Genomic DNA, 12,383 nt, shown 5'->3' with positions numbered 1-12,383 from the left:
GATATGAGCAAAGTATATATTGTTGCAGCAAAACGTACTGCAGTTGGAAAATTTTTAGGAACATTAACTCCTGTAAAAGCTGCTGATTTAGCTGCTACAGTAATTAAAAATATTGTTGAGGAAACTAAAATTGACCCCGCAAACTTAGATGAAGTTGTGGTAGGTAACATCCTTATGGCTGGTCAAGGCCAGGGAATTGCTCGTCAAGCTTCTATCAAAGCGGGTATTCCTCAAGAAATTCCTGCTTATGGAATCAACATGATTTGTGGTTCTGGTATGAAAACCATAAACTTGGCTTATGCAAATATCAAGGCAGGTGAAGCAAATATGATTCTTGCCGGTGGTACAGAATCTATGTCTGGTTCCGGTTTTGTGATGCCTGGACAAGTTCGTGGCGGACACAAAATGATGGATTTGAAAGCGGTTGACCACATGGTATTTGATGGTTTAACTGATGCTTTCGAAGGATATCACATGGGTATTACAGCAGAAAATATTGCTGATAAATATAACTTGACTCGCGAAGAGCAGGATGCTTTTGCTTTTGCTTCTCAGCAAAAAGCAGTTGCGGCTCAAGACAATGGTAACTTCAAGAATGAAATTGTTCCTGTTGAGATCAAATCTCGCAGAGAAACAATTGTATTTGATGCTGATGAATTTATCAACAGAAGAACATCCGAAGAAAAATTAGCTGGTTTACGTCCTGCATTTAAGAAAGATGGAACTGTAACTGCTGGTAATGCATCGGGTATTAACGATGGTGCTGCTTTTGTATTGGTTGCATCAGAAGAGGCAGTTAAAGAGCATGGTTTAACTCCATTGGCGGAAATCGTAGCTACTGGTCAAGGTGGTGTAGATCCTGCAATTATGGGTATGGGACCAGTTCCTGCTGTTGCTAATGTATTGAAGAAAGCTGATATGACTCTTGAACAAATGGAAGTTCTTGAATTAAATGAAGCTTTTGCTGCTCAGTCATTAGGAGTTGTGAAGCAATTGTGCGAAGATCACAAAGTTGACATGGATTTCTTCAAAGAGAGATGTAATGTGAACGGTGGTGCAATCGCTTTGGGCCACCCAATTGGTGCTTCAGGAACACGTATCACTGTAAGTTTGATTCACGAAATGAAGCGTACTGGTAAAGAGTACGGTTTGGCTTCACTTTGTATCGGTGGTGGTATGGGTACCGCATTAATTTTGAAAAACGTGTAATTAGTACTGAGTAGGTAAAGCGCAGTAAAAAAATATCTTATCTCAAATGCCCTGTTTATGGGCATTTTTGAGATGAGAATAGGGGTGAATTGCATTAAACCTACTAACATCTAATAAAAAATATGGATTTTAGCTTAACAAAAGAACAAGTGTTGTTTCAGCAAATGATTAAAGATTTTGCTGAGAGAGAGGTAAAGCCTTTAGCTGCTGAGGTTGATGAGCAGGAACGTTTTCCTATCGAAACTGTAGAGAAAATGGCAAAAATTGGAATTATGGGGATTCCAATTCCTAAACAATATGGTGGAGCTGGTGGTAACAATGTAATGTACTCTATGGCTGTTGAAGAATTATCAGCTGTTTGTGCTACCACTGGTGTAATTGTATCAGCTCATACTTCATTGTGTGCTGCTCCTATTATGGAGAATGGTACAGAAGCACAAAAACAAAAATACCTTCCAAAATTGGCTTCAGGTGAGTGGATTGGTGCTTTTGGTTTAACAGAGCCTAACGCAGGTACCGATGCTGCAGGTCAGCAAACTACTGCTGTTGAAGAGGGAGACAACTATATCATTAATGGTAGTAAAATCTTTATTACCAATGCTGAATACGCTCATGTTTATGTGATTTTTGCAATGACTGACAAGTCGAAAGGTACTCGTGGTATTACTGCTTTTATCATTGAAAAAGGAACTCCAGGTTTCTCAATCGGTAAGAAAGAGAAGAAAATGGGTATCCGTGGATCGGCAACTTGTGAGTTGATTTTCGAAAATGTAGTTCTTCCAAAAGAGAACATGTTAGGAAAATTGAACAAAGGGTTCGGTATTGCAATGAAAACTTTGGATGGTGGTCGTATTGGTATCGCTGCACAGGCATTGGGTATTGCACAAGGAGCGATCAACGAAACTGTTCGTTACGTAAAGGAAAGAAAGCAGTTCGGTCGTCCAATTTCTGGTTTCCAGAACACTCAGTTCCAGTTGGCAGACATGAATACCAAAACTGAAGCTTCTCGTATGTTGGTTCGCAAAGCTGCCAACAAGAAGGATCAAAAAGTTCCTTACTCAGTTGATGCTGCAATGTGTAAGCTTTACGCTGCTGAAACAGCAATGGAAGTTACCAACAAAGCAGTTCAACTTCACGGTGGATACGGATATACAAGAGAATATCCTGTTGAGCGTATGATGCGTGATGCGAAGATCACTGAGATCTACGAAGGAACTTCAGAAGTTCAGAGAATGGTAATTTCAGCGAATATGCTGAAGTAATTAAGGCTATTATTACGTAAATAATAAAAGAAATGAAAATAGTTGTCTGTATTAAGCAGGTACCGGATACTACCGAAATTAAAATAGATCCAAAAACGGGAACTTTGATCCGTGATGGTGTGCCAAGTATCATGAACCCGGATGATAAGAGTGGTTTGGAGATGGCACTTCAATTGAAAGATGAAAAAGGAGCTCACGTAACAGTAATTACCATGGGACCTCCTCAGGCTGATTTGATTCTTCGTGAGGCTTATGCTATGGGAGTTGATCGTGCGATCCACTTGACAGATAGAAAATTTGCCGGAGCAGATACTTTGGCTACTTCACACGCATTGGCAGGTGCATTAAGAAAGATCGATTTTGATCTATTGATCACAGGTCGTCAGGCGATTGATGGTGATACTGCACAGGTAGGTCCTCAGATTGCTGAACACCTTGATTTACCACAGGTATCATATTTGGAAGATTTGAAATTCGACGGTGACAAGACTTTCACCATGAAGCGTCATATCGAAGAAGGTTACCAAATGCTAGAGGTAGAAGCACCTTGTGTGGTAACTGTTCTTTCATCGGCTAACAACCCACGTTACATGAACGTTGGAGGTATTGTTGATGCTTACCAGAAGGAAGTAGAAGTTTGGGGATTCAACGAAATTGAAGTTGATGAGAAAAACCTTGGATTGAAAGGTTCTCCAACAAGTGTACACAAAGCATTTGCACGTGGTTTGAAACCAGCAGGTGAATTGTACGAGGTAGAGACTGATGAGGCAGTAGGAATCATCATCAAGAAATTAAAAGAGAAATTCATTCTTAACTAATATATAGCCATGAATTTAGAAGATTACAAAGGGATTTACGTTTTCATTGAACAACGTGAAGGTGTTATTCAGAATGTAGCTTTAGAGTTGTTAGGACAGGCTAGAAAATTAGCTGATGAGTTGAACGACAAAGTGTATGCAATGTTATTGGGACACAATATTGCTGATCAGGCACAGAGCTTAATTGCAAGTGGTGCTGATGAGGTGATTGTTGTTGATGCTCCTGAATTGGCAGAGTATACTACAGAACCATATACACAGGCAATTTGCCAGATTATTGAAGACAGAAAACCAGAATCGATGTTGATCGGTGCTACGACTTTAGGTCGTGATTTGGGACCAAGAGTATCAGCTCGTGCAGCAACTGGTTTAACAGCAGATTGTACTAAGATTGAAATTGGTAAAAAAGGAGAGTTGTTAATGACTCGTCCTGCTTTCGGAGGTAACCTAATGGCAACTATTGCATGTAAGAACCACCGTCCACAAATGGGTACTGTTCGTCCGGGAGTATTGTTTGCAATGGATGCTGACGAAAACCGTACTGGTGAAGTTGTGAACTACGAAGTGAAATTCAACACTGCTAAGTTCAAAGTGAAGTTGTTGGAAACTGTAAAAAAAGATACCGATTTGATCGACATTACCGAAGCTAGAATTTTGGTTTCGGGTGGTCGTGGAATCGGAAACGAGGAAGGTTTCAAAGCAATGGACGGATTGGCTCAGACATTGGAAGCAGAAGTTTCAGCTTCTCGTGCAATGGTTGATGCTGGTTATATCGGACACGAGCGTCAGGTAGGTCAAACAGGTAAAACTGTACGTCCTGACTTGTATTTCGCTTTTGGTATTTCTGGAGCTATTCAGCACGTTGCTGGTATGGAAGAATCAGATTTGATTATCGCAGTGAACAAAGATAAGGATGCACCAATTTTCCAGGTAGCAGATTTGGGTATCGTGGGGGATGCTAAACAAATCATCAAAAAGCTTACCGAGCGATTGGAAAAGTAATTTTGGGGTAACCACTAACTAAAAGTTGAAAGACCTGCTTAGAATCATTCTGGCAGGTCTTTTTTTGCTTTGCAAATAATAAAATCATTTAGCAGGATGAATTGTTGTCCATATCATATGCATACTTTATCAGATAAAGACCTTTAGTTGAGCTTTTATCATTTTTTTTAAGTCCCTTTTTTATTTGATCGTAATAGGTTTGTAGAATGCAAAACAATTGCATAACTTTTTCATCTGTTTGGGGAATGTCAAAATATTCAGAAAGATTCAAAAAGCAATCTCTGGTAATACTACCAATAGTTGAAGCATTTTCAAACATACTTTTAATGTAGTTTTCACCTCCATTTCCTGGGTGTATTTTACTTCTGATCTCTACATATCTTTTAACCAAATAGGGATGATAACCGTGTTGGAAAAAATAAAAACACATTAAGGATTCAACTATATCTCTAAATGAAAACATTAAGTCTACAGGATCAATTTGATAGACATCCAGATCGAAAAGTTTTTCTTCTCCCGATGGCTCAAAGCAGGTATCCAAAGCCATTACGCTATAGTAAAGAAATACTTGTAATTCTTCATCTTCCTCTGTTAATTCCTTTTCAAGTTTAGCTGGGTAATCTAACATTAACCTCTTCCAGAGATTCGATTTACCATCCAATAGGCTTAGGAGATCTTTGCGCATAGCTTTATGAGTAGTAATTGTAAGTATTTTTCTAAATTATTTTAAAAGGTTTAGTCTATCATAAAGGTAATGAAATAAGTTTTGATTATTAGTAATTTAGAGTGTTTTATTATTTTGTGATAATTTTAAATAGAAGAAGAGATTAAGAAGTTTTCACCTTGATTTGAATTTACCAATGATCTTTGCAATTTCTGGCAATGGATCTTTTAGAATGTATGGCCAGGATGAAGTTTTAAGAGCAGAGAAACTTTTGCTTTGTAGAGCTGCTTTGGCCAGGTAAAATTTGGTCTTTTGGTATCCTTCAAAATTAATTTCTTTATGATTTGCCCGGGAAATCATTAAGCCGGGAAAATTAACTCCGGCATACAATGAACCAATCATTGTACTCCACACTCTTGGATTGAAGTCAATAAGCAAATAGGAATCTGTTTCCTTTCGGTAAATAAAATCGAGGTGCGCAATACCACTCCATTTAAGTTTATTGACTATGGCCTTTGTCTCATCCAATAGTTTTTGGTTTTCCAGGAACTCTATCCCAGTAGCAAAAGAAAAGGCTTCGCGTACCAAACCTTTTTGGATGGTATAGGCTAGAATTTCGCCATTTTCAGCAATGAAACTGATATCGATATCTTCTCCGTTCAACTTTTCCTGAATCACATATTGATCTGCTTTAAAATCAAGATTGCTGATTTTTTCTTCGTATTCTTCTCTCGACTTACATTCCATAATTCTGTTTTCCTCGTAATCAGTTCTGGGTTTAAGAAGTAATGGAAAATTAAACTGCTGAATATTGTCGGCTGATATTTCTTTAGTTTTAGGACTTGGAAAAGAATTGTTTACTAAAAACTCTGCAAGAAAAAGCTTATTGGTAACGGTAGCAAATGTACTTTGGGTAGGCATTGGTGGAAAAACCGAACCATTGAATAGTGCTCTATATTTCGTTATGAATTGATAGTTGGAGTACTTTACGGGTAAAATAAGATTGATATCCCATTCTTTTTCCAATGCACTTATTTCTTGAATGATCTTTTGGGGATCTGAAGACTTTAGATATTGATATTTTGATACATATTTCGAATAGGGAATGGTATTAAAATAAGTTTTCCTTTCGGGAGAAACCACAAAGATATTAACAGCCTGTTCATAACTCAGGCAGCGAATGGTGTCCAATAAATTTGGGCCTCCATAATCATCTATTAATAATACGTTAGTGGTCATCTTATTAGTTAAGTTAGTAAATATCACAGAAATCCGCAAAGCTCAAAGAGAAATCCAGATGTGACGATGCTAATAGAGAGCTGTTTTTAATACTGATGTTGTATAGATAAAAAACCGAAAATTGCGGTGCCCCTATGCTGTGCAATTTTCGGTTTTATTTTGTCCGTTCAATGTATAGAAGAGGAGGGAGGAACAGACTCTTCCAAAGTGAGTTATCTTTGGAAGGGGGTATGTTTGTTATTGTTCATTTAAAGCGAGGACAAAGCTCAAATCATTTGAGGTGAAATGAGAAGTATTGAGCTTTGCCTCTTATTTTTTGCAGGCAATTAAGATTTCCCGAAAGCACAAACTCATTGTGAGCTGTGCTTTGCGGGGTATCTTGACTACACAGACTAATTATTCTTTTTAACCTCTTCAAGCAAATGTTCCACAGCTTTTTCAAGTTGCTGGTCACGTCCTTGAATAACCATTTCGTAATCGTTACGAACTTTAATGTCAGGTTCAATTTGTTGGTTCTCGATATATTTTCCTTTCATATCTTTTACACCAACCATAGGCATTCCAAAATACAAGCTTCTGTCTTGTAAAGTTTCCCACCAAACAGCAGTCATTGTACCTGGTACAGGCATACCAATTAACTTACCAATTTTTAAAGTTTGATATGCGTATGGGAATGCACATGCATCAGAGTAATTGCCTTCACCGGTTAAAACAGCTGATGGTTTCTTCCATTTGAACATTGGCTCTGTACCAAAGTCTTGTCCTCGAGGTGATAAAGTTGAATAGATTTGACCACTCAATAAGGTAACAAGGTCATCGTGCAACCATCCTCCACCGTTAAATCTAGTGTCAACGATAATTGCATCGCAAGTACCATATTTGCCCAACATTTCAGAGTAGATTTTGCGATAGCTTGGAGAGTTCATACCTTGAACATGAACATATCCAATTTTACCATCAGATAAGCGTTTAACCTCTTCTTGACGGCTTTTTACCCAACGTTCGTAAAGCAAAGTCCTAACACTTGAAATAGGTTTTACAACTTCTTCCCAGCGCTCTTTTGTATAAGGACTATATAAGCTCAATAATACCTTTTTACCAGCTTTGTGGTTAAGCATTGGGTAATGACTCTTATCCTTTGTGATTGCAATACCATCAATTTTTTCGATGATTACACCTGGCTTAATTTTAGAATCAGCTTGGTTTAAAGGACCTTTTTCAAGGATTTCAGCAATTCTTAATCCATCACCTTCATAATTCCAATCGTAGAATGCACCTAGTTTTGCAGTTCTATCTGCATTTTTTGAGTTATGACGATAGCCAGAACCTGTATGAGAGGCATTTAATTCTCCCAACAATTCACTTAGCATTTCTGCAAAATCGAAATTGTTATTAATGTGTGGTAAAAACTTTTCATATTCCGACTTGTAAAATTCCCAGTCAAGCTGATGCATCTCCGGATCGTAGAATTTTTTCTTCATGGTTGTCCAAACATGGTTGAACATGTATTCTCTTTCCTTTGATTTATCAAGATACATCTCGGCAGCGTAACTGATGTTTTTGCGCTTATTAGAAGCAACATCTACTTTAATAATGCTTCTGCCTGACATTAAGAATAAATTCTTCGCATCTTTATCGAACTGCATAGCTCCACCGCCACCTTTCAAATCTAGTACCTTTTTAGTTGATTTTTCTTCCAAATCGTTAACCCAAAGGTCATATCCATCTTCGAATTTACTTAGGTAGAATAATTTTTTACCATCAGGAGTTAAAATTGCATCCGATAAATTCGAAGGATTTATGGTTAGACAAATCTGACGATCCTCCATTCCTGAGAATTCAATATCAAGTGGAGTCTTTTCATCATCCTTCTTATCTTTTTTGTCTTTCTTATCCTTCTTGTCTTTTTTATCAGACTCTTCTTCTTTTTTACTTTCCTTTTTCGCTTTTTCTTCCTCTTTCTCTAGTTCCTTCTCTTCTTTCGAAAGTTTGAAATCATCTATTGCTTCCTGATTGAAGAACTGAATGTAAACATCTGATTGAGAACCCCAACTACCATGAGAACGATAGCCTCTTCGGTCGGTGAACCATATCATTGCATTGCCTTTAAGCGACCATTTCGCATTTGAATCGCTATAACCACTTTCGGTAATATTGATCATCTTGCCATTGCCTTGAGCATCTACAATTGCTACATCCGACATAAAAATGGTGTGAGGATAAAAGTCAACCAAGAACCATTTTCCATCGTTCGACCATTCGTAATGCTGATCTCCATCAGAGTAGGAGTAGTTGTATTTTTTGCCTAAAATTTCGCGAACTTTCTTTGTTTTCAGATTTATCACTTTAAGAATTACTCTTTCTTCGAGGAAAGCTACCTCTTTTCCATCTGGAGAGAATTTAGGTTGGAAAGTTGCAGCAGGAGATTCTAAAATCACTTCTTCTTTTAGTGTAGTTGCATTTGAGAATTGAGTTTCTCCCTCACGAACCAATTTGGTTTGATATAGGTTCCAACTTCCATTTCGTTCCGATGCGTATAATAATGCTTTGCCATCGGGACTAAAGCTAACTGATCTTTCTTGTTCAGGAGTATTGGTAATTCTTTTGGTAGTTCCGTATTCTACAGAGGTTACAAATACTTCACCTCTCACAATAAAAGCAACTTCTTTGCCATTTGGAGATACGCTCATTTCTCTGGCTCCGCCACTTAACCTTTCGAAATTAACGGCATTCTCTTTATTATCTGTAGCTAAACTTACTTTCAGCTTGACAGGATCTTTGCCTTTTTCCTGAGTGTAAATCTCACCATTGTAGGAATAACATAGTTTGTTATTGTTTGAAATACTTAGGAATCTAACAGGGTGCTTATCGAAATTTGATATTTGAGTCAATTCAGATTTATTATCAACAGGAGCTTTCCAAACATTAAAACTACCTGACTTTTCTGATAAGTAGTAAATCTCATTGTTATCAGCACTAAATACCGGATACAAATCCTCGCCATTAAATTCAGAGAACATGCTGTGCTTTTGAGTTTTGGTATTGTACAACCAAATGTCTCTTGTTACCGCAGATGTATGATGTTTTCTCCAGTGATCTTCATATCCTTTACTGTCGCGATATAGAATATATTCCATATTGTTGCTGTACTTGGCATCCAATGCCGGAGTGGTAAGAATTTGTGATATTTTTCCACCATTGCTAGGTACGCTATAAAGTTCAGATAAAGCACCAGATGGGAACATTACATTTTTTGTATCATCGCTAATTAATGCTGAGAATAAAATGTGCTTGCCATCAGGAGTAAAAGAAGATGGAGATTCGCTACCAGAATAAAATGTTAGCCTTTCAGGAGTACCTCCATTAACGCCAACTTTGTAAATGTCGAAATTCCCAAATCTGTTCGATGCAAAAGCAATGGTAGAACCATCAGGTGACCATACTGGTTTGTAATCGTATGCTGTGTTAGTTGTTAGTGGGTATGCAACACCACCTTCAGCCGAAACAGTAAATAGATCGCCACCGTATTCGAAAACAATGGTTTCACCATTTGGAGAGATTGCCGGATACCTAAGCCATAAAGGTGTATCCATTCCGAGTAAACTTTTTGCTAGCGCAATTAAAAAGGTTGTAAGAAAAAACAGTTTTTTAATCATAACGAATTGGTCTAGTTTAAAAACTCTAAATTGTGACTTGATATATTTTTGACAAAGCATTCTTATCAGATACTATACCAAAAAACATAATGAAGTGATTATTAGGTGAATTATTGATTAAAATATTGTTTTGAAAAAAAAAGTTGTTCGAATGTGAACAAAATCATGTTCGGTATCGTACTATGCTATTGGAATCGTACTCACGTTAAGAATGATAAAATTGGATTTTAGAGAAATTCCGTTTTCTTTGATACGATATAGTTAAACATCAATTAGAATTGCAATGTTAAATTTTCGAATACAAGAACAATCTGTAATTGCATCTTTAGAAGGAACGCGCAGAATTAATAGTATGATTTCGGAAATGGTGAAGAAAGAAATCATTGATTTTATTGAAAAATCCGGAAAACAAGTTGTGCTGGATTTAAATGGGGTAAGCTTTATTGATTCGCAAGGATTTTCGGCATTAAAAGCCATTGCAGAGCTAGCCAAAGCCAATGAGAAATTGTTTTCTTTAGCGAACCTTTCCGATGATGTTATTGAATTGGTAGATCTTGTTGGAATGAAAGAATCATTCGCTATTGGCAAGAACTGAAGCTGCTAAACTTCATCAAATTCTTTTGGATATTCAACGGTTCCTTCAACTGTTGACAAAGCACCTTTGACCATTTCCAAAGCCATAAATACATTTTCGGGAACATCGAATGGCGCGCTGATATTAAATGTATTAGCTGGTTTAAAACCAAATTTAGGATAGTAATTTTCGTGACCTAATACGATTATGGATTCGTGACCTAGTTTTTTTGCTTTGGCAATACCCTTTTCAACCAATTGGCTTCCAATTCCCAAGCCTTGTAATTCTGGAATAACCGACATTGGCGCTAATGCCAAAGTGTTGAATTCTTGTTCATTTCCCTTAATTGTAATTGGAAAGAAAAGAATGTGGCCAATGATTTCGTTGCCCATACAGGCTACTAATGACAAATCTTTTATAAACTTTTTATTCTTTCTTAATTTCTCTATCAATTTGCCTTCTGCTTCCTGACCAAAAGCCATATCATTTACCATTGATATTGTAGAGTAGTCATTTTTATTTTCCGGACGGATAGAGATTTTCATTGTAGATGTTTTGAAAATAAAAAATGAGCCATACATTTTGCATGGCTCAATGGAATTATACTGATTCTCCTCTTAATGTTGCTTGAGTACAATCGGTGACTTTTACCTGAACAAAATCACCAACTTTATAATCCTTTCTTGGGAATACAATAACTTTATTTTGAGAGCTTCTTCCAAAAAGTTCTTCTTCAGATTTTTTAGAAACACCTTCAACTAAAACTTCGAAAACTTGTCCAATATCTTTTTGGTTACTTTCCAATGATAATTGATTCTGAAGTTCTATCATTTGAGTTAAACGCTCACTTTTAACATCTTCAGGAATGTTGTCTTCCAGATTTTTATAAGCAAATGTTCCTGGTCTTTCAGAGTATTTAAACATGAAGGCCAAATCGTATTTTGCCCATTTCATTAGGTCTAAAGTTTGTGTAAAATCTTCTTCACTTTCCTTGTGGAAACCACAGAAAATATCAGTAGAAATACCACAATCCGGTACAATTTCACGAATGGCTTCAATTCTGTTCATGTACCATTCGCGAGTATATTTTCTACGCATGTCTTTAAGAACCGAATCGCTACCAGATTGTACCGGCAAGTGAATGTGTTTGCAGATATTTGGATATTTCGCAATTACTCTTAGGGTATCATCACTCATATCTTTTGGATGCGAAGTTGCAAAACGAATTCTCATGTTAGGTTCTGCCTTGGCAACCATTTCCAATAATTCAGGAAAGCTGATTTCTGAAACCGAGTTTTTAAATTTGAATGAGTTTACATTTTGTCCAAGTAAGGTAACTTCTTTGTAACCTTTCTCAGCCAAATCTCTAACCTCTTTTATAATGCTTTCCGGGTTACGGCTTCTTTCTCTACCTCTTGTGTATGGAACAATACAATAGGTACAGAAATTATTACAACCACGCATAATTGAAACGAATCCTGAAATAGCAGTTTCATCAATTCTTGAAGGACAGATGTCTTTGTAGGTTTCGGTTAGCGACAATTCTATATTTATGGCTTTTTCTCCAGTTTCTGCTTTTTTTACCAACATAGGTAGATCCATATAAGCATCAGGGCCAACCACAATATTTACATTTTTCTCTTGTTCAAAAAGTTTATCACCTAAACGTTCTGCCATGCAGCCAATAACTCCTACCAATAGTTTAGGGTTCTTTTTCTTAAGTTCCGAAAATCCCTGAACTCTTCCTCTAACTCTCTGCTCAGCATTTTCACGTACCGAACATGTATTAACTAGAATTACATCTGCTTCTTCTCTTGTTTTGGTAATCTCAAATCCATCGTGTTGCATAATAGCAGCAACCACTTCACTGTCTGCCACATTCATTTGGCATCCGTAAGTCTCCAAAAACAATTTCTTGCTAATTTCGCTCATTCTGATATCCTCAGTTTAAAATTTCGT

The 12,383-nt window shown here is 37.0% G+C and carries 10 protein-coding genes; 5 read left to right on the top strand and 5 right to left on the bottom strand.

Annotated elements, in window-relative coordinates; all coding sequences use genetic code 11:
• Positions 1–3: 3 nt before the first annotated feature.
• The 4 genes from BXY64_RS19900 to BXY64_RS19885 all read left to right on the top strand — a co-directional run bounded on the left by BXY64_RS19900 (position 4) and on the right by BXY64_RS19885 (position 4,291).
• Positions 4–1,209: an acetyl-CoA C-acetyltransferase gene (locus BXY64_RS19900; protein ID WP_120241720.1), complete on the top strand. Its 1,206-nt coding sequence runs from the start codon at positions 4–6 to the stop codon at positions 1,207–1,209.
• Between the two features lie 122 nt (positions 1,210–1,331).
• Complete coding sequence (locus BXY64_RS19895; RefSeq protein ID WP_120241719.1) at positions 1,332–2,471, top strand: acyl-CoA dehydrogenase; 1,140 nt, start codon at positions 1,332–1,334, stop codon at positions 2,469–2,471.
• Positions 2,472–2,503: 32 nt separating this feature from the next.
• Positions 2,504–3,289, top strand: a complete 786-nt coding sequence (locus BXY64_RS19890) for an electron transfer flavoprotein subunit beta/FixA family protein (RefSeq protein ID WP_120241718.1) — start codon at positions 2,504–2,506, stop codon at positions 3,287–3,289.
• 9 nt (positions 3,290–3,298) lie between these two features.
• Positions 3,299–4,291, top strand: coding sequence for an electron transfer flavoprotein subunit alpha/FixB family protein (locus BXY64_RS19885; protein ID WP_120241717.1), 993 nt, complete (start codon positions 3,299–3,301; stop codon positions 4,289–4,291).
• 88 nt (positions 4,292–4,379) lie between these two features.
• On the opposite strand, the gene BXY64_RS19880 is transcribed toward BXY64_RS19885, so the two are convergent.
• The 3 genes from BXY64_RS19880 to BXY64_RS19870 all read right to left on the bottom strand — a co-directional run bounded on the left by BXY64_RS19880 (position 4,380) and on the right by BXY64_RS19870 (position 9,787).
• The gene (locus BXY64_RS19880) at positions 4,380–4,976 is read right to left on the bottom strand and encodes a hypothetical protein (protein ID WP_147376051.1); all 597 of its coding nucleotides are present in this window, start codon (positions 4,974–4,976) and stop codon (positions 4,380–4,382) included.
• A gap of 153 nt (positions 4,977–5,129) precedes the next feature.
• Positions 5,130–6,194 (bottom strand): ATP-grasp domain-containing protein, encoded by a 1,065-nt coding sequence (locus BXY64_RS19875; protein WP_120241715.1) that lies wholly within the window; start codon positions 6,192–6,194, stop codon positions 5,130–5,132.
• A 392-nt stretch (positions 6,195–6,586) separates the two neighbouring features.
• Positions 6,587–9,787, bottom strand: a complete 3,201-nt coding sequence (locus tag BXY64_RS19870) for a S41 family peptidase (protein WP_211334563.1) — start codon at positions 9,785–9,787, stop codon at positions 6,587–6,589.
• A gap of 346 nt (positions 9,788–10,133) precedes the next feature.
• Here BXY64_RS19870 and BXY64_RS19865 point away from each other — a divergent pair, with 346 nt between their 5' ends.
• On the top strand, positions 10,134–10,445 hold the full coding sequence (locus tag BXY64_RS19865; protein WP_110362788.1) for an STAS domain-containing protein: 312 nt from the start codon (positions 10,134–10,136) through the stop codon (positions 10,443–10,445).
• A gap of 5 nt (positions 10,446–10,450) precedes the next feature.
• On the opposite strand, the gene BXY64_RS19860 is transcribed toward BXY64_RS19865, so the two are convergent.
• Positions 10,451–10,969: a GNAT family N-acetyltransferase gene (locus BXY64_RS19860; RefSeq protein WP_120241779.1), complete on the bottom strand. Its 519-nt coding sequence runs from the start codon at positions 10,967–10,969 to the stop codon at positions 10,451–10,453.
• Positions 10,970–11,024: 55 nt separating this feature from the next.
• Positions 11,025–12,356, bottom strand: coding sequence for a tRNA (N6-isopentenyl adenosine(37)-C2)-methylthiotransferase MiaB (gene miaB / locus BXY64_RS19855; RefSeq protein ID WP_120241714.1), 1,332 nt, complete (start codon positions 12,354–12,356; stop codon positions 11,025–11,027).
• Between the last annotated feature and the right edge of the window lie 27 nt (positions 12,357–12,383).

It is taken from the genome of Marinifilum flexuosum, assembly GCF_003610555.1.
GTDB lineage: Bacteria > Bacteroidota > Bacteroidia > Bacteroidales > Marinifilaceae > Marinifilum > Marinifilum flexuosum.
The sequence above is the reverse complement of the archived record's forward strand: the minus strand, read 5'-3'. Positions and strand labels throughout refer to the sequence as shown.